This window comes from Gluconobacter albidus (assembly GCF_002723915.1).
Lineage (GTDB): Bacteria > Pseudomonadota > Alphaproteobacteria > Acetobacterales > Acetobacteraceae > Gluconobacter > Gluconobacter albidus.
The window spans coordinates 198,600-220,724 of the sequence record NZ_BEWL01000003.1; the positions used below are offsets into that span (position 1 = coordinate 198,600).

General features: G+C 62.3%; 23 protein-coding genes. 10 read left to right on the forward strand and 13 right to left on the reverse strand.

The window, feature by feature from the left end; genetic code table 11:
- Positions 1-36: 36 nt before the first annotated feature.
- Both GAL01_RS06050 and GAL01_RS06055 read left to right on the forward strand, forming a co-directional pair.
- Positions 37-414, forward strand: coding sequence for a hypothetical protein (locus GAL01_RS06050; protein WP_062031162.1), 378 nt, complete (start codon positions 37-39; stop codon positions 412-414).
- 81 nt (positions 415-495) lie between these two features.
- Positions 496-789 carry a putative quinol monooxygenase gene (locus GAL01_RS06055; RefSeq protein WP_062031158.1) on the forward strand — a complete coding sequence of 98 codons (294 nt, stop codon included), beginning with the start codon at positions 496-498 and terminating at the stop codon, positions 787-789.
- A gap of 3 nt (positions 790-792) precedes the next feature.
- On the opposite strand, the gene GAL01_RS06060 is transcribed toward GAL01_RS06055, so the two are convergent.
- Both GAL01_RS06060 and GAL01_RS06065 read right to left on the reverse strand, forming a co-directional pair.
- A complete protein-coding gene (locus tag GAL01_RS06060) occupies positions 793-1,317 on the reverse strand; it encodes a hypothetical protein (RefSeq protein WP_145995607.1) in 525 nt (174 codons plus the stop codon).
- Between the two features lie 66 nt (positions 1,318-1,383).
- On the reverse strand, positions 1,384-1,974 hold the full coding sequence (locus GAL01_RS06065; RefSeq protein WP_062031151.1) for an NUDIX domain-containing protein: 591 nt from the start codon (positions 1,972-1,974) through the stop codon (positions 1,384-1,386).
- A gap of 50 nt (positions 1,975-2,024) precedes the next feature.
- On the opposite strand from GAL01_RS06065, the gene dinB reads away from it, so the two are divergent.
- The 3 genes from dinB (at position 2,025) to GAL01_RS06080 (ending at position 5,013) form a co-directional block, all read left to right on the forward strand.
- Positions 2,025-3,116, forward strand: a complete 1,092-nt coding sequence (dinB, locus tag GAL01_RS06070; protein ID WP_062031147.1) for a DNA polymerase IV — start codon at positions 2,025-2,027, stop codon at positions 3,114-3,116.
- 116 nt (positions 3,117-3,232) lie between these two features.
- Complete coding sequence (locus tag GAL01_RS06075; RefSeq protein ID WP_062031143.1) at positions 3,233-4,426, forward strand: MFS transporter; 1,194 nt, start codon at positions 3,233-3,235, stop codon at positions 4,424-4,426.
- Between the two features lie 32 nt (positions 4,427-4,458).
- Positions 4,459-5,013, forward strand: a complete 555-nt coding sequence (locus GAL01_RS06080) for an LOG family protein (RefSeq protein ID WP_062031290.1) — start codon at positions 4,459-4,461, stop codon at positions 5,011-5,013.
- 37 nt (positions 5,014-5,050) lie between these two features.
- On the opposite strand, the gene GAL01_RS06085 is transcribed toward GAL01_RS06080, so the two are convergent.
- Positions 5,051-5,527 (reverse strand): GAF domain-containing protein, encoded by a 477-nt coding sequence (locus tag GAL01_RS06085; protein WP_062031287.1) that lies wholly within the window; start codon positions 5,525-5,527, stop codon positions 5,051-5,053.
- A 220-nt stretch (positions 5,528-5,747) separates the two neighbouring features.
- Here GAL01_RS06085 and GAL01_RS06090 point away from each other — a divergent pair, with 220 nt between their 5' ends.
- Entirely contained in the window at positions 5,748-7,223 is a 1,476-nt protein-coding gene (locus GAL01_RS06090; protein WP_062031140.1) for a mannitol dehydrogenase family protein, read from the forward strand.
- A gap of 85 nt (positions 7,224-7,308) precedes the next feature.
- Here the strand turns inward: GAL01_RS06090 and murA are convergent, their stop codons facing one another.
- The 8 genes from murA to GAL01_RS06130 form a co-directional block, all read right to left on the reverse strand.
- Positions 7,309-8,565, reverse strand: coding sequence for a UDP-N-acetylglucosamine 1-carboxyvinyltransferase (gene murA, locus GAL01_RS06095; protein WP_062031137.1), 1,257 nt, complete (start codon positions 8,563-8,565; stop codon positions 7,309-7,311).
- Positions 8,566-8,615: 50 nt separating this feature from the next.
- On the reverse strand, positions 8,616-9,167 hold the full coding sequence (gene dcd / locus GAL01_RS06100; RefSeq protein ID WP_062031134.1) for a dCTP deaminase: 552 nt from the start codon (positions 9,165-9,167) through the stop codon (positions 8,616-8,618).
- A gap of 94 nt (positions 9,168-9,261) precedes the next feature.
- Positions 9,262-10,170, reverse strand: a complete 909-nt coding sequence (locus GAL01_RS06105; RefSeq protein ID WP_062031131.1) for a DMT family transporter — start codon at positions 10,168-10,170, stop codon at positions 9,262-9,264.
- Between the two features lie 24 nt (positions 10,171-10,194).
- On the reverse strand, positions 10,195-10,374 hold the full coding sequence (locus GAL01_RS06110; RefSeq protein WP_062031128.1) for a hypothetical protein: 180 nt from the start codon (positions 10,372-10,374) through the stop codon (positions 10,195-10,197).
- Positions 10,364-11,548, reverse strand: a complete 1,185-nt coding sequence (locus tag GAL01_RS06115) for a glycosyltransferase family 4 protein (protein ID WP_062031126.1) — start codon at positions 11,546-11,548, stop codon at positions 10,364-10,366. Before GAL01_RS06115 ends, GAL01_RS06110 begins: the two co-directional genes overlap by 11 nt.
- 192 nt (positions 11,549-11,740) lie before the next feature.
- Positions 11,741-13,960 (reverse strand): pyrroloquinoline quinone-dependent dehydrogenase, encoded by a 2,220-nt coding sequence (locus tag GAL01_RS06120; RefSeq protein ID WP_062031124.1) that lies wholly within the window; start codon positions 13,958-13,960, stop codon positions 11,741-11,743.
- Positions 13,960-14,340: a hypothetical protein gene (locus tag GAL01_RS06125; protein ID WP_062031122.1), complete on the reverse strand. Its 381-nt coding sequence runs from the start codon at positions 14,338-14,340 to the stop codon at positions 13,960-13,962. Before GAL01_RS06125 ends, GAL01_RS06120 begins: the two co-directional genes overlap by 1 nt.
- Before the next feature lie 151 nt (positions 14,341-14,491).
- Entirely contained in the window at positions 14,492-15,646 is a 1,155-nt protein-coding gene (locus GAL01_RS06130) for a hypothetical protein (protein WP_174694453.1), read from the reverse strand.
- Positions 15,647-15,916: 270 nt separating this feature from the next.
- Between GAL01_RS06130 and dnaK the strand changes: the two genes are divergently transcribed.
- Complete coding sequence (dnaK, locus tag GAL01_RS06135) at positions 15,917-17,821, forward strand: molecular chaperone DnaK (protein WP_062031120.1); 1,905 nt, start codon at positions 15,917-15,919, stop codon at positions 17,819-17,821.
- Positions 17,822-17,966: 145 nt separating this feature from the next.
- Positions 17,967-19,109, forward strand: a complete 1,143-nt coding sequence (gene dnaJ / locus GAL01_RS06140) for a molecular chaperone DnaJ (RefSeq protein WP_062031118.1) — start codon at positions 17,967-17,969, stop codon at positions 19,107-19,109.
- Between the two features lie 59 nt (positions 19,110-19,168).
- On the opposite strand, the gene aroE is transcribed toward dnaJ, so the two are convergent.
- Entirely contained in the window at positions 19,169-20,023 is an 855-nt protein-coding gene (aroE, locus tag GAL01_RS06145) for a shikimate dehydrogenase (RefSeq protein WP_062031116.1), read from the reverse strand.
- 191 nt (positions 20,024-20,214) lie between these two features.
- Entirely contained in the window at positions 20,215-20,820 is a 606-nt protein-coding gene (locus GAL01_RS06150; RefSeq protein WP_062031114.1) for an FMN-dependent NADH-azoreductase, read from the reverse strand.
- A 91-nt stretch (positions 20,821-20,911) separates the two neighbouring features.
- Here GAL01_RS06150 and GAL01_RS06155 point away from each other — a divergent pair, with 91 nt between their 5' ends.
- On the forward strand, positions 20,912-21,349 hold the full coding sequence (locus tag GAL01_RS06155; RefSeq protein WP_082790758.1) for a winged helix-turn-helix transcriptional regulator: 438 nt from the start codon (positions 20,912-20,914) through the stop codon (positions 21,347-21,349).
- 24 nt (positions 21,350-21,373) lie between these two features.
- Positions 21,374-22,120, forward strand: coding sequence for a 4-hydroxy-tetrahydrodipicolinate reductase (dapB, locus tag GAL01_RS06160; RefSeq protein ID WP_062031113.1), 747 nt, complete (start codon positions 21,374-21,376; stop codon positions 22,118-22,120).
- The last annotated feature ends 5 nt before the right edge of the window (positions 22,121-22,125 follow it).

Genomic DNA, 22,125 nt, shown 5'->3' on the forward strand with positions numbered 1-22,125 from the left:
TCCCAACGCCTGCACCGATGCCGTAAAGGATGGTCCATGATCGTTCAGGACCATCCCAATTTCTGCAACATGCCCGAGGACATGCGCTATTACCGGCCGGCGCAGTTCGGGGCGGGATTCATCGAAAAGTCGATGGTGTTCCTTCTGCCGGAACGGCTGAGGAAATTCCGTCGCAACCTCTGGCATGTCCGGCGCAATCCCGGCGATGATGCGGTTTATATGCCGCTGTTCCGCGTCACCTGCGTCCTGCCGTCGGAGCCTGCTCCTGCCGGGCTTCAGGGGCCGTTCGACGTCTATCCCTTCTATACCCGCACCACGAAAACCCGCAGCCGCGAGCTGGATTATTACGTCCTGTTCGTCTTCCGGGACCGCATGTCGTGGATGCGCTGCAAGACGCTGCTGGAAAAGCCCTGATCCTCACAGAGCTTTGCCTTTGCGGACCGGGCTTCGGGGGGGCAAGGTGCGACATCATCAACCACCACAAGGCTCTCCGCCATGCCCAAGACCCTCTACGCCACGCTCAAGGCCCTTCCCGGACAGCGCGAAACCCTGCGCGGCCTGCTGACGGCGCTGGCAAAAGACGTCCGCGCCGAACCCGGCTGCGAGCGTTTCAAGGTCTATACGCTCGCCTCAGACCCCGACCTGTTCCATGTGGAAGAAACCTACCGGGACGATGCGGCCTTTGCCGCCCATATGGCCACCGAGCACGGCAAGGTCTTCAACCAGACAATCACCCCGCTGGTTGAAGGCGGCGGATCGGAGGTCGTTTTTCTGGACGAAGTCGTCTGACCGCTATTTCAGATACAGATAGAACGGGATGAACCCGAAAATCGCCCAGGCGATCATGAAAATGAACGGGGCCTGATGGGCGAACAGGGCCCCGCGCTGTGCGCGACGCATCATGTCGCGGGTTTCGTCCTCGTTCGGGGCCAGGGTAAAATCGGTCAGGTCCGGGCTGCGGATGTGCAGATGGCGCTGTTTGCCCTCCCATTTCCCGATCGCGGCATAAGCCGCACGGATGCCCGGCAGCGCCATCAGCGCCAGCACGAACCCCAGTAGCGAAAACAGGGGCGGCAGCAGAAGCACCATGCTGTCGCCCCACCGTTTCGTAGAGCCGGTCATGGCCGTCGCATAGGCAATGACCAGAAAGGCCTGCGACCCCAGAAGGGCCTGAAGACGTCCATTCACGACCTCGGTCTCAAACCGGATTTCCGAGCGATAAAAAGCAAGAAGCTCGTTATCGGTCGGATGCCCGCGTGCGATGATCTGGCTGGTATCAGGGGACGGCGATGCGGTGTCGACCATCGGGACCTTCATGATGTTCTCGGCCTCTGATAGCGCCCCAGAGAGGCCCCGGGTTCCGCAATTTCCGGGCAGGTTGCCTCAGATCAGGCCTTTTGCCCGGATCAGGGCGAACGCGGCCAGCGAGACCATGCATTTCAGTTCACCATCGCGGATCATGCTCTCGAACGCCTCAAGAGTCATGTCGTGGCAGGTGATGTCCTCTTCCGTCGCCTCAAGCTCCGTCTCGCCACGCGTCAGATTGCGGGCAAGAAAGACGTGCCCCTTCTGATTCGAGTATCCGGCGCCCTGATACATGGTGCCGACATGGATCATCTCGCCGGCGCGCAGTCCGGTTTCCTCGCGCAGCTCGCCCAGGGCGAGTTCGACCGGATCGACGTTCTCTTTCGTCTCCCACATGCCCATCGGAAGCTCCAGCAGCCGTTCCCCCACCGGGTAGCGGAACTGCTGGATCAGCGTAACCTTCCCGTCGGAATGCAGCGGCAGGATCACGACGAACTCGCCCCGCTCCACGATGCCATAAAGGCCCTGCTTTCCGTTGGGATGGACGATGATGTCCTCACGCAGCGCGGTCCAGGGATTGCTGTAGGCCAGCCGGGTCGAAAGCGTCTGGAAACCGGCGTCCCTGCGGGCCTCTTCGAGAGTTTTCCCGGGGCTGTTATCGGAGCTCATGGACGGATCCTGATCTTGTTTCGTTCTTCCGAATCGGCGACACTCGCATCATGGAGCAACGCCGGATCGTGCATATCGACATGGACGCATTTTACGCGTCTGTCGAACAGCGGGACGCCCCCTCCCTGCGTGGCCGTCCGCTCGCAGTCGGGCGGGGCGAGGCGCGGGGCGTGGTGGCCGCCGCAAGCTACGAGGCCCGGCGGTTCGGAGTCCGCTCGGCCATGCCGTCAGTCACGGCCAAACGTCTGTGCCCGGAGCTTGTGTTCGTCCCCGGACGCTTTGACGTCTATCGGGCTGTTTCGGCCCAGATTCATGACATTTTCTCCCGCTACACACCGCTGATCCAGCCGTTGTCGCTCGATGAGGCCTATCTGGACCTGACGGACCATCTGGGCGCCTATGGCTCCGCCACGCTGGTCGCGGACCGCATCCGCGCGGATATCCACGCCGAAACCGGCCTGACCGCCTCGGCTGGCGTGTCCTACAACCGCTTTCTGGCCAAGTTGGCTTCGGATTACCGCAAGCCCGACGGGCTGTTCGTCATCACGCCCGCCATGGGGCCGGATTTCGTCGCAGCGCTGCCCGTGGACGCCTTTCACGGCATCGGCCCCGCCACCGCCCGAAAAATGCGCGCGCTCGGGATCGAGACAGGCGCGGATCTGCGGACACACGACATCGAGACCCTGACCCGGCATTTCGGCAAGGCGGCGGCCTTCTATTACGGCATCTCACGCGGCATTGATCATCGTCCCGTCGTTGTGAACCGGGAGCGCAAATCCCTCGGAACCGAACAGACCTATCTTCAGGATCTGACCTCCGAAACCGACGCACACATGGCCCTGACGCAGATCGCCGCCAAGCTGTGGGGCAGTCTGCAACGCCGCGACCTTCAGGCCCGGACCGTAACGCTGAAGGTCAAATACGCCGATTTCCGCCAGATTACCCGCGCCCGCACCCTGCCCGCTCCAGTTCCGTCCGAAGAGGTCCTGCTGCAAACGGGGCAGACTCTCATGGCGCCGCTGTTTCCTTTTGTGCCGGGTGTGCGTCTGCTGGGCCTGACGCTTTCGGGTTTTCATGCCCCCGCAACCACGCAGTGCGACCAGATGGAACTCCTGTTCCGCGACGCGCCTGACCCTTCATAAGCGCTCTCCACGCGGAATTTATGACGCAAAGACAGGGGCGCCCTCGTGACGGCACCTGTCATCTGGCCTATGCCATGAGAGATCTTTTCACAGACAAGCCTCAGGAGAGCAGAGCCATGACCGCGCAGGAAACGTCGGCGGCCTCACCGACGAAACGCGTTCTTGCCGTCGTCCTGTTCAATCTGCTGGTCTATATCGTGATCGGCCTGCCCAATGCCGTCCTGACGATTTTCGTCCATCAGGCCCTGGGTTACAGCACCACCGTGGCGGGCCTCACCTTCTCTCTCCAGTATTTCGCGACCTTCGCGGCGCGCCCCTCCGCCGGACGACTGGTGGACCGGATCGGCCCCAAACCCGTCGTCATCGGTGGACTCGTAACCTGCGTTCTGTCGGGGCTGCTGCTGGCGGGGTCTGGGCTTCTCGCCGCAACGCCGCTGCTGTCCCTGGGGGTTCTGCTGTCCAGCCGCCTGCTGCTGGGCTGGGCGGAAAGCTGGGCCGCGACCGGGGTAATCGTCTGGAACATCCGTCGCGCCGGGGCAGAAAACACGGCCATCGCCATTTCGTGGAACGGCATCTGCTCCTATGGCGGAATCGCGCTGGGCGCGCCGGTCGGGGCAAAACTTTCCCTGTTGGCCGCACCTTATGGCGGGCTCGTCTCGGTCGGCATCCTTTCGGTCGTCCTACCCCTGTTCGGCCTTGCGATCATCGGATTTTATCCTGCGGTCCAACCCCTCCCGGCGACCAGCAAACCCATTGCCTTCGCACGCGCCCTCAGACTCGTCCTGCCGCATGGATCGGCACTGGCGGCAGGGTCCATTGGATTTGGCGCCATTTCGTCGTTCCTGGCCCTGTACTATTCCGTCCTGCACTGGGAGGGCGCCGCCACCGCGCTGGCAGTTTTCGGATTCATTTTCGTCGTCATCCGCTTTTTCTTCGCCTCGCAGATCGCCCTGCGTGGAGGCGTGTTCGTAGCGATCGTCTCGCTGCTGGTGGAGGCGTTGGGACTCGCCACGCTCGGCCTGTTCCAGACGCCGTTCGCAGCCCTCGTCGGGGCCGCGCTGACGGGAGCGGGCTTCTCTCTGCTCTTCCCCGCACTCGGCGTTCTGGCCGTCAACAGCGCGGGTCCAGAGAACCGTGGAGCCGCTCTGGGCGCCTATTCCATCTTCATTGATCTTGCCATCGCCTTCTCGGGGCTGTTTCTTGGACAGGTCATCGAGTTCGCGGGCTACAGAACAATGTTCGCCACCACCGCAGTCTGCTGTCTGGGCGGTGTGCTGATCAGCCGTTCGCTGGGCCGCCGGATTTCGTGACAGATCTTCGTTTCAACATACACGGACCCGACATGACCATTCGTTCCTGCGCCGTCTTCTGTGGCTCCCGCTTCGGCAACTCCCCCGTTTACGCCGAAGGGGCAAAAGAAATCGGAACGGCTTTGGCGCGACACGGAATCACACTGGTCTATGGCGGCGGCCATGTCGGGCTGATGGGCACAGTCGCCGATGCAGCCCTTCAGGCCGGCGGCCGGGTCATCGGCGTCATTCCCGAATTCCTCCACGCCCGCGAAGTCATGCACAAGGGCGTCACGCAGCTTGAAGTCACACCCGACATGCACACCCGCAAGGCCCGCATGTTCGAACTCTCCGACGCCTACGCCATCATTCCCGGTGGCCTCGGCACGTTCGACGAACTGATGGAAATCATGACCTGGAAGCAGCTCGGCCTGCATCAGGAGCCGATCTATATCGTCAATATCGGCGGCTGGGCCACATCACTGGTCGACACGCTGAATGCGGCCGTCGATCAGGGTTTTGCGGACCCGTCCGCCCGCCGTCTGTTCACGGTTGTGCAGGACGTGCCGGAACTGATGGAACACCTCTCCGTCAACGTCCCGGCCTGAGTTCTGGCCTGAGTTCCGAAGCGGGGCCCGTCCCCGCTCACCCCTCCAGCGTCGCCACCAGCAGACTGACAATCTCTTCCAGCCGCACACGGTCCGCGTCCGTAAACCGGTCTTTCACCGGGCTGTCGATGTCCAGCACGCCTACGAGGGCGCCACCCGCCACGACCGGCAGCACGATTTCCGACTCCGATGCCGCATCACAGGCGATATGGCCCGGAAACGCGTGGACGTCCGGCACCACGAGTGTCTCGCGGCTCTGCGCGACCGCCCCGCACACACCCCGGCCCAGCGGAATGCGCGTGCACGCCAGCCGCCCCTGAAACGGCCCCAGCACAAGCTGCTTTTCAGCCTCTTTCCAGAGATAGAACCCGGCCCAGTTGATCTGCGGCAGGGCCTCGAACAGCAGGGCCGCGATATTGGCCATGTTGGCGATCATGTCCGTCTCGGTCGACACGACGGACCGCACCATCGGAACAAGCTCGTCAACGCTCAGGCGATGGATGGGAGCACTCATGAAAAGACAGTCCTGCAAAAACGAAAGATTAGGGCTGCAGTTATAGGTCAGATCAGAAAAAACGCGAAAGGACGCCATTTTTAATGGAAAGTGTTCATTTCCCGTAATGCTCTCGGGTCCGGGAGAATTATTAGAAATAATTCACACAATACAAAAACAGTTTCCTCCAATGAAGAGACTTCTAAAAGAAGCCGGTCCTTTCGTCTGAAAGATCCTTTCCATGATCCTGACATCCCAGACCCTCCCGACTCTGCCGGACTCCATCCTGACCTCGCCCTACGATCGGGAGGCGGTGACACCTGGCATTGTCCATCTCAGTGTCGGCAACTTCCACCGCGCCCATCAGGCCGTCTATACGGACCGCGCGCTGGCCCTTCCGGGGCAGTCCGACTGGGGCATCGTGGGCATGGGCCTGATGGACCTTCCCGGCGAAGTGGCAAAGGCTGAAGCCCTGCACGCACAGGACGGCCTCTACACCCTGCGCGCCTGCCCGCCGAACCGTCCCGATACGGTCCGCGTCGTCAAGTCGCTGGTCGAATACATCCATGCCCCCGCCGACCGCGAAGCCGCTCTGAAGCGCCTGACGGACCCCGCCATCCGCATCGTCAGCCTGACCATCACCGAAGGCGGCTATTACATGGACGAGGCGGGCCGGTTCATGACCGAGCACCCTACCATCGCCGAAGACCTGCACCGCCCGGTCCCGCAGACGGCCTTCGGTATGATGACCGAAGCCCTGCGCCAGCGCCGTGACGCCGGGATCGCGCCCTTCACCATTCTGTCCTGCGACAACGTGCCCGCGAATGGCGATGTTGCCCGCAATGCCGTGCTGGCCTTCGCCCGTCTGCGGGATGCGGAACTGGCGGCGTGGATCGAAGCCGAAGTGGCCTTCCCGTCCTGCATGGTCGATCGCATCACCCCGGCTGTTCATCCTGCCGACGTGGCGCGGCTGAACGCCCAGAGCGGCATTGAAGACCGCGTTCCGGTTTTCTGCGAAGACTTCATCCAGTGGGTCGTGGAAGACAATTTCCCCACCGGACGCCCAGCGTGGGAGCAGGTCGGCGTCCTGTTCACGGACGATGTCGAGCCTTACGAACAGGTCAAGCTGCGGATGCTGAACGCATCCCATTCCATGCTGGCCCTGCCCGGCGTGCTGATGGGATACCGGCTGGTCGATGAAGCGATGGGCGACGAACATCTCGCTGCCCTGCTGGAGCAGTTCCTGCGCCACGACGTCTCACCACAACTGACGGCCCCTCCGGGCATCAGCCTGTCGGACTATGCCGCCCTGCTTCTGGAGCGGTTCCGCAACCATGCCGTCAGCGACCAGCTTCTTCGCATCACGTCGGACAGCACATCCAAGCTGCCGGTCTTCCTGCGCGCCACGGCGGAAGACGTTCTGAAAAACGCTCAGGACCCGCGCCGGATCGCCTTCGTTCTCGCCTGTTACTGTGCCTATCTGGTGGGCCGCGACGACGTGCAGGCCAGTTTCGCCGTCACCGAACCCCGCCTGAGCGCCGAAGACCGCGCACTTGCGCTGGATCCGAACCCGGCCAGAGCGCTGGACATGACCGTATTCGCCGGATGGGGCCTTGGAGACTCCGCCGAGTTCCTCACGCGCTTCATCCAGACACGCGAAGACCTGAAAACACACGGCACCGCAGCCGTCCTGAAGGATCTGGTCGCAAACGGATAAAAGTTTTTGGTGAAGCTTTTTTCAAAAAGCTTCAAAGACCTCCGCCTTTTTTCAAAAAGGCGGAACCCAAAAACTTTCAGACCTGTCAGTCCGAGACGCGGGCGATATCGGCACCGCAGGCTGCAAGCTTGCGGTCCACGCCTTCATAACCCCGGTCCAGATGATAGATGCGGCTGAGCTGCGTCTCGCCTTCTGCTGCCAGACCCGCGAGGATCAGCGAGAAGGACGCCCGCAGATCGGTTGCCATGACCGGCGCACCCGACAGCTTCGACACGCCACGGATAATGGCCGAGCGGCCATGCACGTTCACGCGCGCGCCCATCCGGTTGAGTTCCGGAACATGCATGAAGCGGTTCTCGAAGATCGTCTCTGTGATCATGGAGGCCCCTTCCGCCACGGACAGCATCGCCATGAACTGCGCCTGCATGTCCGTCGGGAAACCGGGATACGGCTCGGTCATGATGTCCACGCCCTGCAGCGTCCCGCTGCGACGGACCCGCAGGCCGCGCGCCTCTTCCACAACCTCGACGCCCGTTTCTTCAAGCGTACGGATTACGGAGCCCAGATCATCGGCCCGTCCGCCCACGAGCAGCAGATCGCCGCCCGTGATACCAGCCGCGCAGGCATAGGTGCCGCACTCGATGCGGTCCGGCATGACGGCGTAATGCGCGCCGTGCAGCTTCTCCACACCGTCAATGACCAGCGTGCCCGAGCCTTCGCCCGTGATCTGCGCGCCCATCGCGTTGAGGCAATGCACCAGATCGCTGATTTCCGGCTCACGCGCGGCGTTAACGATATGGGTGCGCCCCTTCGCGAGCGTCGCGGCCATCAGCAGGTTCTCGGTCGCGCCCACACTGGCAAACGGCAGGATGATCCGGTCACCCTTCAGCCCGTCCGGAGCAGTCGCATTGATATAGCCGTTTTCCAGCCGGATCACGGCGCCGAGCGTCTCAAGCCCCTTGAGATGCATGTCGACCGGGCGCGTTCCAATGGCGCAGCCACCGGGCAGCGAGACCTTCGCCTCACGGGCCCGCGCCAGAAGCGGGCCGAGAACCAGAATGGAGGCGCGCATCTTGGAGACGATGTCATAGGGCGCCTCGACGGAGCCGATTTCGCCGCCGATGGACAGCGTGCGCGGCCCGGCATCCTCGACAGTGATGCCCAGCCCCAGCAGCAGATCGCGCATCGTCTTGATGTCGGCGATGCCCGGCACATTGGACAGCACCAGCCGCTCGGACGTCAGAAGCCCGGCGACCATGAGCTTGAGGCCGGAGTTCTTGGCCCCCCCGATCTCGATTTCGCCTGTCAGGCGGCGGCCACCGCGAATGATGAAACGGTCCATGGTGCGATCCTTGAGAAACAGGCCTTGAGAAGCGGGGCTCGAATGGGGCGTTAGAGGCGGGGCGTGGTGACGCCGGACTGGCGCATGTATTTTCCGGCACGGTCGGCGTAGCTGACCTCGCAGGGGCTGGCGCCCTGAAAGAACAGGAACTGGCAGATGCCCTCGTTCGCGTAGATTCGCGCGGGCAGCGGCGTGGTGTTGCTGATCTCGATCGTGACCTGCCCTTCCCATTCTGGCTCCAGCGGCGTGACATTCACGATGATGCCGCAGCGCGCATAAGTGGACTTGCCGAGGCACACCACCAGCGTGTCACGCGGGATGCGGAAATACTCGACCGTATGCGCCAGTGCGAAGCTGTTGGGCGGGATGGTGATGTCACCCGTGCGGGTCACGAAACTGTTGGACGCGAAATTCTTCGGATCGACGATGGCGCTGTCCACATCCGTGAAGATTTTGAATTCATCGGCCACGCGCGCGTCATAGCCATAGGACGACAGGCCGAAGGAAATGACGCCCTCGCGCTTCTGGGCCTCCACGAACGGCTCGATCATGCCTTTTTCACGGGCCATCTGGCGGATCCATGTGTCGGGCATGATGGGCATGAAGGCACTCCTGGGCGGGGGCGACAGAAATCGCCGTGCGTCTAACCCACCTGCTCTAGCGAGCGACGCCCGATCACGCAATGTGTCAGATCGGTCATTTTTCGTGAGCGTCTGTTTTGGTGAGTGCTTGTGACGAGCGGCCCAGCAGCGCTTCCAGCCATTGCGGGCGCAGTTCGCTGGTCAGCACGCCCCCCACGATCAGAACGGCCCCCAGCAGCGTTGCGGGAGGCAGACTGTCTCCCGCCAGCCAGCCGACCAGCCCACCCCAGACCGGCTCTCCGGCATAGATCACCGCCGCCTTGGTCGGGGAGACGGATTTCTGCGCCCAGTTCATCACAACCTGCACCAGCGCACTCAGCCCTCCCAGAGCCAGCGCGCAGGCGATCCAGACCCATGAAAAGGCCGGAAGCGCTTCCCCCGAGACCGGAACCATCAGCCCCGCGAACAGACTGCCCGCAAAAAGCTGCATGACCGTTACGCGCAGGCTGTCCACACCCCGCGCATAAAGGCTGATGAGGACGATCTCGACCGCAATGGCGATGGCCGCAAACAGCGTCAGCAGATCTCCGTGCCCGAAAGACAGCGATAGCGCCGCCGGACCCGCCAGACAGACCAGCCCCGCAAAAGCCAGCCCGATTCCAAGCCAGCTCATCAGATGCGGCGCCTTGCGCAGAAACGCCCACTGAAAGATCGGCACCAGCGGAACGTAAAGCGCCGTGATAAAGGCGGAGCGGCTGCTGGTGATGTCGTGCAGACCCGCGCTCTGCAACATATAGCCGGTCGCCAGGGCAATTCCGATCAAGGCCCCGGCCCGGATCTCCCGCCGGTTGAAATCCAGCAGCTTCCGTCCGGCCAGAAGCCCGACGAACACCGCCGCCATCATGAAACGGACGAAAACGAAAAAGCGCGGTCCGCAATGCTGCATGGCGATATGCAGCACGAGGAACGTCCCGCCCCACAGCACCGTCACACCCGTCAGCGCCAGTTCCTGCGGGGACGGCATGGGAAAACTGCGTTTCACCGGCGCTCAGCGATCATCAGAAGCGGATGAGGCAGACTCGTCCTGAGGCCGCGCGCGCTGCTGCTGTTTGCGACGCATCAGATTGGCGCGGAGCGCTTTGGCCTCGCGGCTTTCGCGTTCTTCCTTTGCGGCGGCAGCCCGATCGCGGATGATCTGCTCCGCGGGTTTTGCGTCCTTACCGGTCATGGTCCTGTTCCTCGAATACCGTCCGCAGACGGGTGCCCAGAAGTTCGTCATAAACGCCCAGCGTCCGGGCCTGCATCAGCGCCGTCGTATAGTTGGCAATGGCATGGGCACGGGCCTTTTCCGCCAGCCAGTCCAGCGCGTCTTCGCCTGTTTCCAGCACGCTTTTCAAGGCGTCGGCCAGAGCGTCCGCATCATCGGGTGGCACCACCAGACCCGTCTCGCCGGGCAGGATTGTCTCCATCATCGCGCCCTGTGCCGTGCCGATCACCGGGCAGCCCATCATCTGCGCTTCCACCAGAGTGCGTCCGAACGGCTCGGGCCGGAGCGATGGCGCCACGACAACGCTTGCCAGCTCGCAGGCCGCAGGCATGTCGGTGCAGGTTCCGGCGAACCGGACATGGTCTTCAAGCCCGAGTTCCCGCACCTGCTGTTGCAGCCTGCGGGAGAACTTCCGGTCGTTCTCCGGGCCTGCCAGAACGCAGATCCATCCCGTGCCCATCTTCGAGCGTAGCAGGCCCAGCGCCTCAAGCAGAACGCCCTGACCTTTCCATGCCGTCAGCCGCGCGGGCATGAGAATGATTTTTGCTTCCGCAGGCACGCGCCAGGCATCAGCCAGTTTCTGCACGCGCTCACCGGAGATTGCGCCGGGTGTAAACTCCCGCAGATCCGCGCCGCGCGGAATGACGCGCAGGCGATTCTCCGGCACGGCGTATTCGCTGCGCAGACGGCGGGCGATGAACTCGGAAATGGCAATGACCCGCGCGCCGCGCGCCAACACGGAATTATAGAGCTTTTTGCCCAGCCATTTCGCCTCATGCACGCCGTGCCATGTCGTCACGAGCGGGATGTTTTCGCGACGGCAGGCAATCCATGCTGCCCAGGCTGGAATCCGGGAGCGCGCATGGACCAGATCCACACCTTCGCTGCGGATGAGCGCCTGAAGATCCCGCGCCCGGCGCAGCACGGCGACAGGCGATTTTTTCTTCAGGTCCAGCTCGATATGCCGACCGCCCGCATGACGCAGTTGCACCAGAAGCCGACCGGGACGCGAGGCTATGAGTGCCGTGCCGCCGCCTTGCGTGATTGCCGCCGCGATCTCGACAGCCCCGCGCTCCAGACCGCCGGTGCCCAGCGCCGGAAGAACCTGAAGGATGACGGGGGAGCGGTCGGTCATGACGGTTCTGCGGGGCCTGTTCCGGGAAGAATATTTTCAGACGAAAACAGCCTGTAGCCGGGTCTGCATCCCCTTCCCACCCGAAAAATGGAAAAACCGCCCCTCGAAACGACAAAGGGGTGGCTCCCGTGCCATTTCCGGCACGAAAACCACCCCTGCGTCTTGCATCGGGAGCCTCAGCCCCCGGTTTTGTCAGCCCTTGTGATCGGGCAGGGCGTAAACGACCAGCTGATCGCTGACCGGCGTCATCATGAAGTGGTGACCACCTGCCATGATGGCGACGTACTGGTGACCATTGGCTTCATAAGTCATCGGGTTGGCCTGTCCGCCGCCCGGCAGGACCGCGCTCCAGACCACCTTGCCCGTGTGTTCGTCGATGGCGCGGATCTGGTTATCCGTAGCCGCCGCGATGAACACCAGACCACCAGCCGTCACAACCGAACCACCATTGTTCGGTGTGCCGATTTCCCAAGGCAGACCTGTCGGCAGACCCCACGGACCATTGGCACGGGCCGTTCCCAGCGGATGCTGCCACAGCACCTTCTGACCGTGCTTCATGTCGATGGCCGTGATCATGCCGTAGGGCGGACGGTTGCACATCATGCCCGTATACTGGTTCCAGAACGGGGTCACGACGATGCCGTAAGGCGTGCCGTCCATGGCGCCGTTACCTTCGGCTCCACCGCCACCCGGCTTGTAGTTCGGGTCGTCGATCGGCATCAGGCCAAGCTGGTCGGCCTTCTTGCGGGTTACGAGCTGGTCATACATCGGGGTGATGTTCCAGTTCGCAATCAGGATGCCACTTTGCGGATCATAGGACATGGAGCCCCAGTCGCTGCCGCCGTTATAGCCAGGATATTCGATCCACGGCTTGTCGACGCTCGGCACGGTGAACTCACCCGTATAGTTCGCGCGGCGGAACTTGATACGGCAGAAGAGCTGGTCAAGCGGAGACATGCCCCACATGTCCGTCTCTTTCAGGTCCGGCACGCGCAGGGCCGGCATTCCCGTAGACCAGGGCTGCGTCGGCGAACGCGGATCACCCGGGATCACGCCCGGCGACGGAGCAGGACGCTCCTCGACCGGCAGAATGGGCTTGCCGTCACGACGATCCAGCACGAAGGTCTGGCCGCGCTTGGTCGGCATGATCAGCGCAGGAACGGTCTGACCGTCGGCACCAGGCATGTCCATCAGCGTCGCCTGCGAGCCGATGTCATAGTCCCAGACGTCTTTGTGAGCCGTCTGGAAGACCCAGCGCGGCGCGCCCGTCTTTACGTCGATGGCGACAACTGCGGAAGACACCTTGTTTTCTTCAGGGCTACGCAGCGCACTGTAATAGTCCGAAGCCGAGTTTCCGGTCGGAACGTAAACGAGGCCGAGCGCATTGTCGCCCGTCATCGCAGCCCAGGAGTTCGGCGTACCACGGCTGTAATGGTTGTTGCCGGTCGGCTGGCTGTGATCGTTGGGATTGTTCACATCCCAGGCCCACAGGAACTTGCCGCTTTCGGCGTCATAACCACGGATCACGCCCGACGGCGCCCAGCGGCGCTGACCGTCGAGGACTTCGTGGTTGACCACGACCACACCGTTCACGATCGGCGGCGGCGTCGTCATGGACACGAAACCGGGGACAGACTCGCCCATGCCCTGCATCAGGTTGACCTGACCGCCATGCCCGAAGCCCTCGCACAGATTGCCGGTCGCGGCATCAACCGCGATCAGACGCATATCAAGCGTGCCTTCGAGAATACGGTTGTGGCAGGGCTGGCCTTCCGGCACCTGCGACGACGTGAAATACGTCACGCCCTTACACGCGGCGGTGTAGGGAATGGCTTCGTATTTCTCGTTGATGTTGTGGCGCCAGATCTCTTTGCCCGTCGCCGGGTCGAGCTTCATGATGTCGTTCTGTGCCGAACACATATAGAGCCCGTCACCCACCTTGATCGGTGTGGTTTCGGCAGCCCATTTGTTCGTCTGTCCCGGACGCGGATAGCTGCCGGTGTGATAGACGAAAGCCACCTTGAGCTGGTCGGCATTCTGCGGCGTGATTTCCGACAGCGGCGAATAACGCGTCTGACTGTCATCGCGACCATAGGCGGACCAGTCCCCCTGCGCGGGAGCAGCACTCTGCTGCGGCGCCATCTGCGGAACGTCGTTCGGATCCATGGACCCGATATCCGGCAGGTTAGCGGCATTCACGCCCGGAGCTTGAGGCGCATAGGGAGACGGGCCGGAGAAACGGCTCGTACCGGCGGGAGTCGTTGCCGTCGGTTCGTCGGCATTGCCGGGGCCGGGAACGGTCGCGGTCGGCGAACCGCCACTCCCTGCGGGAGCGAACTGAGCATTGGCGGCCAGCGGCGCGCAGGCCAGCGTCACGCAGGCTGCGGTGGCGAGAAGATGGGATCTGCGCATCAGACGGCTCCCCTCAGGGTGCGACGGGTTTCCAGTCGACGGAGAACCGGAAGGGTGAGAACGACAAGGATACCCAGGAGCGTCGGGCCGAAATCACGCGGCAGAAGATCAACCGGGCTGAAGCCCACTTCCCACAGCGACCAGACCCAGGTGTAGGCAAGAGCGCCCAGATAGAGGAATGCGCCGAGGGTGCGCCCCAGAACCATAAACACGCCGCTGGCAACCAGCAGAACGCCGCAGATCAGATAATAGACGGAGCCGCCCAGCATCGCGAGTTGAGCCCCGCCGATAACAAAGAACAGCCCCACCAGAACGATAACAACCCCGAGCACGAGCGTGAGCCACTCGGTCAGGGTCCTGTTGCCATAAGTATTTGGCATCGGTGAAAGCCTCCTGCACTGATACCCCGGACGGTAATTGCAGACTTTCAGGAAAGCTACGGCTCTTTTTCAATATTCCCGTATTCCACTCTAACAAAACCGTGTTCGAATACAGTTCCATTTCGGTGAATTCAAATAAACGTTATTCCTATTACCCAGCCGGAATCGTGACAACCGCTCCGCCCGTATGGTTGGTCGCCGCAAGAGCCGCCAGAACCTGCACCATCGTAAAGGCCAGTTTGCTCTGGAAATCCCGGTCGCTGATCCAGAACCATGCGTTGTGATAACTGACGGCAGCATAGGAACCGTCAGGCTCTTCCTTGCCCGAATGGATCACGACTTCCGGCCGGTTCTCGATTCCGACCTGACCGATCGTCGGCGGTGTGCGACCAGCCTTGATGTCGTCTTCCGGAACCTCGACCTCATAAGCGAGCTGCGTCAACATCGCGAGCATCGAGCGCGTCAGGATCGCAATCTGGCCTGGATGTTTGGGATAAGGCCCGTAAACGATCTCGGCTTCTTCCGCCGTCGGATCGAGATGCAGCAGACGGCGCACTTCCGCCTGAATGGCGAGCAGATTGCTTTCAGAGGTGGATGTCAGGACAAGATAGGAGCGTTCGGAACCGGGCCCACCGCCGTTGCCTCCGCCATTACCGTCTGATTTTCCACCGGTCTTCTTGCTGTCCGGCGGTGTCGGAGGATCGGTCGTGATCCGGATGGTCATGGCCCCCGCGACCTGAAGCTGCCTCAGGTCATGCAGCAGCAGATAGAACCGCACGGACCCGCCACCAAACGGCCCCGCACCAAGGCCGCGCACATTGGAGAGGCCGTCAATGGACTGCGCCGTCAGACGCAGCAGCGTGTCGATCGGCAGACCGCCAAGGCTGAGAGGCATGATGACGGTTGGCGAGATCGGCCGGACCACGTTCTCGGCGTATTGCTGGCCCGTCACGGGCTGATAGGTGAAAGTCGGGCTTTCCCCCATCGACATCGTGCCTGTCCCGAACAGGTAGTTTCCCACGGCCGTCGCCGGATAGGCATAGAAACCGCCGCTGACGCTCTTGGAAACGCTGTAACCCGCAATCACCTGTGTCGTATCGAGGAAGGTCGGCGGATCGGCATACCGCAGCCGCACGATGTTGAGCAGCATCTCGTGCTTCTGGGTATCCCCCAGCGCACGGGAATATTCGAGCTGGTCATTGCGCAGCTTTCCCGGCCCCATCGGGCCACAGGCAGACAGCCCGGTTACGGAAAAACAGGTCAGGACAGCCAGCAGCGTGGCACGAAAGTAGGAATGATTCGGCATGGCTGTGTGAAGACTGTCCCATTGGCAGGCAAAGCGGAAGGCCCGACCTTACTAAAGGGCGATGCGCATATCTGAAACCGCCATCTTTCCTTTCAGGACCCGGCGGGACAAGATTCTCGACGAAATGTGTCGTCGAAGTGCTTGAAACACCTTCCAGCCTTGCCTAGATCAGTAGTCGAAACACAGGCCCGTGAGGGTCTGGGGACGTCAATAGGGTTCGATCCGGTGCCTCACAGGGCCGGGACGGACCGCTGAGAGGACTGATTTTACATGAGCAAAGTCATTGGCATTGACCTTGGTACCACCAACTCCTGCGTTGCCGTACGCGAGGGTGATGAAACCAAGGTGATCGAAAACAGCGAAGGCGCCCGCACGACGCCGTCCATGGTCGCTTTCACCGACAAGGGTGAGCGTCTCGTCGGACAGGCCGCGAAGCGTCAGGCTGTGACCAACCCCGCCAACACCCTCTACGCCGTCAAGCGTCTGATCGGCCGTCGTTACGACGACCCGACCGTCCAGAAGGACAAGGAAATGGTGCCGTACGGCATCGTCCGTGGCGATAACGGCGACGCATGGGTCGAAGCCCGCGGCGAGAAGTATGCTCCGTCGCAGATCGCAGCCTATGTTCTGGGCAAGATGAAGGAAACCGCCGAAAGCTATCTCGGCGAGACCGTCTCCCAGGCCGTCATCACGGTTCCGGCCTACTTCAACGACGCCCAGCGTCAGGCCACGCGTGACGCTGGCAAGATCGCCGGCCTCGAAGTTCTGCGTATCATCAACGAGCCGACCGCAGCAGCCCTCGCCTATGGCCTTGGCAAGCGCGACTCCGGCACGGTGGCCGTGTATGACCTTGGTGGTGGCACGTTCGACGTCTCCATCCTCGAGATCTCCGACGGCGTGATCGAAGTGAAGTCCACGAACGGTGATACGTTCCTGGGCGGTGAAGACTTCGACAACCGCATCATCGGCTTCCTGGCTGACGAGTTCAAGAAAGAGCAGGGCATCGACCTGCGTGGCGACAAACTCGCCCTGCAGCGCCTCAAGGAAGCCGCCGAGAAGGCCAAGATCGAGCTGTCCTCCTCCAAGGAGACCGAGATCAACCTGCCGTTCATCACGGCTGATGCCTCCGGTCCGAAGCACCTCGTCGTCAAGCTGTCCCGCGCCAAGCTGGAAAGCCTCGTCGATGATCTGGTGCAGCGTACGCTCGGCCCGTGCCGTGCAGCCATCAAGGATGCGTCCGTCTCCCCGAGCGAGATCGACGAAGTCATTCTCGTTGGCGGCATGACGCGTATGCCGAAGGTCATCGAAACGGTTAAGGAATTCTTTGGCAAGGAACCGGCCCGTAACGTCAATCCGGACGAAGTGGTTGCCATCGGTGCTGCCGTTCAGGGCGCTGTTCTGAAGGGTGACGTCAAGGACGTCCTGCTCCTCGACGTGACGCCGCTGTCGCTGGGTATCGAAACGCTGGGTGGCGTGTTCACCCGTCTGATCGACCGCAACACGACGATCCCGACCAAGAAGAGCCAGACCTTCTCCACGGCCGAAGACAACCAGAACGCCGTGACCATCAAGGTCTATCAGGGCGAGCGTGAGATGGCGGCTGATAACAAGCTGCTGGGCAACTTCGACCTTCAGGGCATTGCCCCGGCGCCACGCGGCATGCCGCAGATCGAAGTCACCTTCGACATCGACGCCAACGGCATCGTGAACGTGTCCGCCAAGGACAAGGCCACGAACAAGGAACAGCAGATCAAGATCCAGGCCTCTGGCGGTCTGTCTGACTCCGACATCGACCGCATGGTCAAGGACGCGGAAGCCAATGCGACCGCCGACAAGGCCAAGCGTGAGCTGGTCGAGCTGCGCAACAGCACGGAAGGCCTCATCCACCAGACCGAGAAGTCCATCACCGAAGGTGGCGACAAGGTTCCGGCGGCTGACAAGTCCGAAGCGGAAGCCGCTATTGCCGAAGCCCGCGAAGCTCTGGGTGGCGACAACCTCGAGGCCCTGAAGGCTGCCAGCGACAAGCTGACGCAGGCTGCCATGAAGGTTGGTCAGGCTGTCTATCAGGCCGGTCAGGGTGCTGAAGGCGCTGCTGCTCCGGAAGCCGAAAAGAAGGACGACAACGTCGTCGATGCCGACTTCGAAGACCTCGAAGACGACCACAAGAAGAACTGATCGGGTGACTTTCCCGGATGGAGCCGAACGCTCCGTCCGGCCCTGTTTTCCGAGGGCGCCCGTTCCCGCAAGGGGGTGGGCGCCATTCTTGTTTTTCCGGCCCATAACAGGGACCGCCTTCCGGAACGCCCCCTAAGGACCGAACATGGCCACCAGAATCGACTATTACGAATCCCTCGAAGTCTCCCGCACGGCCTCGCCGGACGAGCTGAAAAAAGCCTTCCGCAAACAGGCCATGCGCTTTCACCCCGACCGTAATCCGGGGGATGATGCCGCCGAGCAGAAGTTCAAGGAAATCAACGAAGCCTATGATGTCCTGAAGGACGCGCAGAAGCGCGCCGCCTATGACCAGTACGGCCATGATGCCTTCGAAGGTGGCATGGGCGGAATGGGCGGCGGCTTCGGCGGTGGTTTTGCCGGTGCAGGCGGTCTGGGCGACATCTTCGACCAGATGTTCGGAGACATGATGGGCGGCCGTCGGGGTGGTGGACGCCGGACCGGGGCGGATGTCCAGGTTCAGGTCGAAATCACACTGATGGAAGCCTTCACGGGCGTGAAGAAGGATGTCGAGGTCCGCACCCGCGTGGCCTGCGAATCCTGCCACGGTTCGGGTTCGGCCGATCCCAAGGCGGGCAGCACCACATGTCCGACCTGTCACGGCGCGGGGAAGGTCCGGGCGCAGCAGGGCTTTTTCCTCGTCGAGCGCCCCTGCCCGACCTGTCATGGTTCGGGACGGACTGTCGCCAATCCGTGCAAGGTCTGTCACGGCACGGGAACGCAGGCGAAGACCGAGACCATCAGCATCGACATCCCCGCCGGCGTCGAGGATGGCACCCGCATCCGCATGGCGGGCAAGGGCGAAGCTGGCGGTGAAGGCGTGCAGCCGGGCGATCTGTATGTCCACATTTCCGTCCTGTCGCATGACATTTTCCAGCGCGACGGCGCGAACATCTACTGCCGCGTTCCGCTGCGCATGACGCAGGCGGCTCTGGGCACGGAAGTGGAAGTACCGGTTGTGGATGGTGGCCGCAGCAAGGTCCGTATCCCTGCCGGAACCCAGACGGGCGAGACGTTCCGTCTTCGCGGCAAGGGTTTCTCGGTCCTGCGCTCCTCGGCCCGTGGGGACATGTATATTCAGGTCTCGGTCGAAACGCCGAGCCATCTGACGAAGCGCCAGCGCGAGCTTCTTGAAGAATTCGAGAAGGAAGCCGGGGACGACCACGCCAAGGGCAGCCCCGAAAGCAGTGGTTTCTTCGCCAAGGTCCGCGACTTCTTCGACGGCCGCTGATCTTTTCAGGCTCACGAAAAACCCCGGTGCCCTCCCTGAAGGCACCGGGGTTTTTTATGTCAGGCCGCGCCGAAAATATCCTTCAGGGTCTTTTCCATCACCCCGGCATCCAGCGTCTTGCCCAGCCAGTGCTCCACGCCGATCACGCCCTGATTAACCAGCATCCCGAGCCCGTCCAGCACGGTGCAGCCCTTGCCTTCCGCTTCGCGCAGCAGGCGCGTTCTGGGCGGGTTCGGGATCACATCAGCGACGATCAACCCCTTGCGCAGGGTCTCGACCTTCAGCGGGGGCATAGTTTCGGAATCCCCCAGACCGATGGACGTCGCGTTGATCAGGATGTCCACGTCCTCCGGCACACTGGCGTCACCCTCCCAGGCCTGAACGTCCGCCTTGGCCGACGTGTTGTCCCGAACGAGGACAGCGATGGTTTCGGCTTTCTTCGGGTCGCGGTTCATGACGGTGATATGGGCGGCGGAGGCCAGACCCAGTTCCACGGCGATGGCGCGCGCGGCACCACCTGCCCCCAGAAGCAGGACCTTCTTGCCGGATGGGTCCGTGACCTTTTTGAGAGAGGCCAGAAAGCCCTTGCCGTCCGTATTGTCGCCGATCAGACGGCCATCACGGATGGAGACGCAGTTCACGGCTCCGATGATCCGGGCAGATTCGGCAACTTCGTCCAGATGCTCGATCACCGCGACCTTGTGCGGCAGGGAACAGTTGAACCCGACCCATTCCATGGCCCGCGCACCCGCCACAGCGTCCTTCAGACCCTCGGCCTTGACGTCGCAGTTAATGTAGCGGGCATCAATATCGTGGTGCCGGTAGGCCGCCTCGATCATGGCAACGGTGGGGTTGTCATCGCAGGGTGTCGAGAACGATCCCGTCAGGATGCTGCGGAAATTCTGCTGGCTCATGAAAGGCTCCTCGGATCTGTGCAGTCTTGCGTTCACACGACATGACGCACGGACGCGCAAAAGGTCCATTCACTTTCCGGAAATCTTGATTTTCCGGACGCCTCCGGGCCATGCCCGATACTGAAACTCCGACCCTAAACTCCGGCCGATCGCCTTGTAAAAAAAACGACCGGCCGGAGAGCCAGAAGACCTTAGAGCGCGCTGGCTTTCTGTTCCGCGTCCGACAGAATACGGGCACGGTCGGCACCGCCATTCGTGGCGAGACCCTCGGCTTCAATCACGGTGATGTCCGTAATGCCGATCATGGTGAAGACAGATTTCAGATAGCTGAGCTGATGCTCGAAGGACGCTGCGGGCGAGCCTTCGCCATACAGGCCGCCACGCGCCACGGCGAGCACAACTGCCTTGCCCTTGGCCAGACCCTCGATCCCACCCGCGCCATAGCGGAAGGTCTGACCCGCCACCATAATGCGGTCGATCCAGGATTTGAGCTGGCTGGGAATCGACAGGTTGTACATCGGCACGCCGATGACGACGACATCCGCCGCCTTGAAATCATTCAGAGCCTTTGCGCTGGCGACCAGTTCGGGACGGGCCGACACATCCGGCGTCAGCTCTTTGCCCAGCCAGGACAGCGCTTCGACATCCAGATGCGGCAGCGGATCGCTGGCGAGATCGAGGGAAATGACCTCGACGGACGGGTCTTTCTTGCGGAACTGGGCGACAGCGGCGGCGCTGACCTGACGGCTGGCAGAGCTGTCACCGAGAATGCTGGAATCGATGTGAAGAAGTTTCATTTTGATCTTTCCGGTTCCTGATCGTAACCAGCACCAGATAAGGAACCTTTGAACCCCGCCGCAAGAAGGCACATTCCGGAGCCATAGGCACATGGATGTTCGCGTCAGTGATACCGTTTCTCCCCCCAAGCCATCCGCAGGGCCGAATACGGCCGCTCTGGACTGCTCGCAGAACGGGGATGCCTGCGCCGTCATCCGCTCCATTCTTGCGCGCACGACGGACAAGTGGAGCATCCTGATCGTCAAATCGCTCGGACGCGGGCCGCACCGTTTCAGCGAACTGCGCCGTACGATCGACGGGATTTCGCAGCGGATGCTGACGCTCACCCTGCGTAATCTGGAGCGCGACGGCCTCGTCCTGCGGACCGTCACCCCGACGACTCCGCCGCGCGTGGATTATGAACTCACGACGCTCGGAGAATCGCTGTGGACGCTGACGGAGGCCTTCGGTCAGTGGGCGCTGTCCAACCGACCCGAAATCGAGGCCGCCCGCAGCCGTTTTGACGCCCGGCTAGACGCCAACATCTGATTTTTCCGTTCTGATGGACCGACCATGACCCTGATTTCCGCTCCCCGCATTGGTATCGCCGGCATTACGGGCCGGCTTGGAACACTCTGCGCCGAAGAGGCCGGAACTGCCCTCACAGGCGGCCTGTCCCGCACGGCAGATGCTTCGCGCAACATCACGACCGACCCTGCCACGCTCGCGAAGAACTGCGATGTGGTGATTGATGTCAGCCACGCCACGACGGTCCCGGCCCATGCGGCGGCCTTCGCGCAGACCGGATGTGCATGGGTTCTGGGAACCACCGGGCTCGACCAGGGCGCGCAGGACGCCGTGAACGCGGCGGCGCAGCATATTCCCGTCCTTCAGGCCGCCAATTTCTCACCCGCACTGACGCTGTTTCTGGAACTGGCCCGGCAGCTTGGCGCGGGACTGCCGGATTATGATGCGGAAATTCTGGAGGTCCATCACCGCCAGAAACTGGACGCGCCATCCGGCACGGCACTGGCGATCGGAAAGGCCGTAGCGGAAGGGCGTGGAGTCGCGCTCGAAGACGTGGCCCGGACCGACCAGAACGGTCTGCGCCCGAATGGGGCGATCGGATTTGCCTCCCTGCGGGGCGGGCAGATCGTGGGCGAACATGACCTGGTCCTGATGGCGGCGGACGAACAGATTACCCTGTCCCACCGCGCACTGGACCGGAGGGTCTTCGCCAGAGGCGCCCTGCTCGCCGCAAAATGGCTCGCCGGACGCCCTGCAGGCCTCTACACAATGGCAGACGCCTTAAAACCCTGAACCTA

Excerpts from the sequence above, each read along its gene's own strand:
- GAL01_RS06130 (WP_174694453.1), bottom strand. The coding sequence starts at position 15,646 with ATGCCGAATCATTCCTACTTTCGTGCCACGCTGCTGGCTGTCCTGACC.
- murA (WP_062031137.1), bottom strand. The coding sequence starts at position 8,565 with ATGGACCGTTTCATCATTCGCGGTGGCCGCCGCCTGACAGGCGAAATC.
- dnaJ (WP_062031118.1), top strand. The coding sequence starts at position 17,967 with ATGGCCACCAGAATCGACTATTACGAATCCCTCGAAGTCTCCCGCACG.
- GAL01_RS06075 (WP_062031143.1), top strand. The coding sequence starts at position 3,233 with ATGACCGCGCAGGAAACGTCGGCGGCCTCACCGACGAAACGCGTTCTT.
- GAL01_RS06150 (WP_062031114.1), bottom strand. The coding sequence starts at position 20,820 with ATGAAACTTCTTCACATCGATTCCAGCATTCTCGGTGACAGCTCTGCC.
- GAL01_RS06080 (WP_062031290.1), top strand. The coding sequence starts at position 4,459 with ATGACCATTCGTTCCTGCGCCGTCTTCTGTGGCTCCCGCTTCGGCAAC.
- GAL01_RS06105 (WP_062031131.1), bottom strand. The coding sequence starts at position 10,170 with ATGCCGTCCCCGCAGGAACTGGCGCTGACGGGTGTGACGGTGCTGTGG.
- GAL01_RS06125 (WP_062031122.1), bottom strand. The coding sequence starts at position 14,340 with ATGCCAAATACTTATGGCAACAGGACCCTGACCGAGTGGCTCACGCTC.
- GAL01_RS06120 (WP_062031124.1), bottom strand. The coding sequence starts at position 13,960 with ATGCGCAGATCCCATCTTCTCGCCACCGCAGCCTGCGTGACGCTGGCC.
- GAL01_RS06055 (WP_062031158.1), top strand. The coding sequence starts at position 496 with ATGCCCAAGACCCTCTACGCCACGCTCAAGGCCCTTCCCGGACAGCGC.
- aroE (WP_062031116.1), bottom strand. The coding sequence starts at position 20,023 with ATGAGCCAGCAGAATTTCCGCAGCATCCTGACGGGATCGTTCTCGACA.
- GAL01_RS06050 (WP_062031162.1), top strand. The coding sequence starts at position 37 with ATGATCGTTCAGGACCATCCCAATTTCTGCAACATGCCCGAGGACATG.
- GAL01_RS06065 (WP_062031151.1), bottom strand. The coding sequence starts at position 1,974 with ATGAGCTCCGATAACAGCCCCGGGAAAACTCTCGAAGAGGCCCGCAGG.
- GAL01_RS06090 (WP_062031140.1), top strand. The coding sequence starts at position 5,748 with ATGATCCTGACATCCCAGACCCTCCCGACTCTGCCGGACTCCATCCTG.
- dnaK (WP_062031120.1), top strand. The coding sequence starts at position 15,917 with ATGAGCAAAGTCATTGGCATTGACCTTGGTACCACCAACTCCTGCGTT.
- GAL01_RS06115 (WP_062031126.1), bottom strand. The coding sequence starts at position 11,548 with ATGACCGACCGCTCCCCCGTCATCCTTCAGGTTCTTCCGGCGCTGGGC.
- dinB (WP_062031147.1), top strand. The coding sequence starts at position 2,025 with ATGGAGCAACGCCGGATCGTGCATATCGACATGGACGCATTTTACGCG.
- GAL01_RS06110 (WP_062031128.1), bottom strand. The coding sequence starts at position 10,374 with ATGACCGGTAAGGACGCAAAACCCGCGGAGCAGATCATCCGCGATCGG.
- dapB (WP_062031113.1), top strand. The coding sequence starts at position 21,374 with ATGACCCTGATTTCCGCTCCCCGCATTGGTATCGCCGGCATTACGGGC.
- dcd (WP_062031134.1), bottom strand. The coding sequence starts at position 9,167 with ATGCCCATCATGCCCGACACATGGATCCGCCAGATGGCCCGTGAAAAA.
- GAL01_RS06155 (WP_082790758.1), top strand. The coding sequence starts at position 20,912 with ATGGATGTTCGCGTCAGTGATACCGTTTCTCCCCCCAAGCCATCCGCA.
- GAL01_RS06060 (WP_145995607.1), bottom strand. The coding sequence starts at position 1,317 with ATGAAGGTCCCGATGGTCGACACCGCATCGCCGTCCCCTGATACCAGC.
- GAL01_RS06085 (WP_062031287.1), bottom strand. The coding sequence starts at position 5,527 with ATGAGTGCTCCCATCCATCGCCTGAGCGTTGACGAGCTTGTTCCGATG.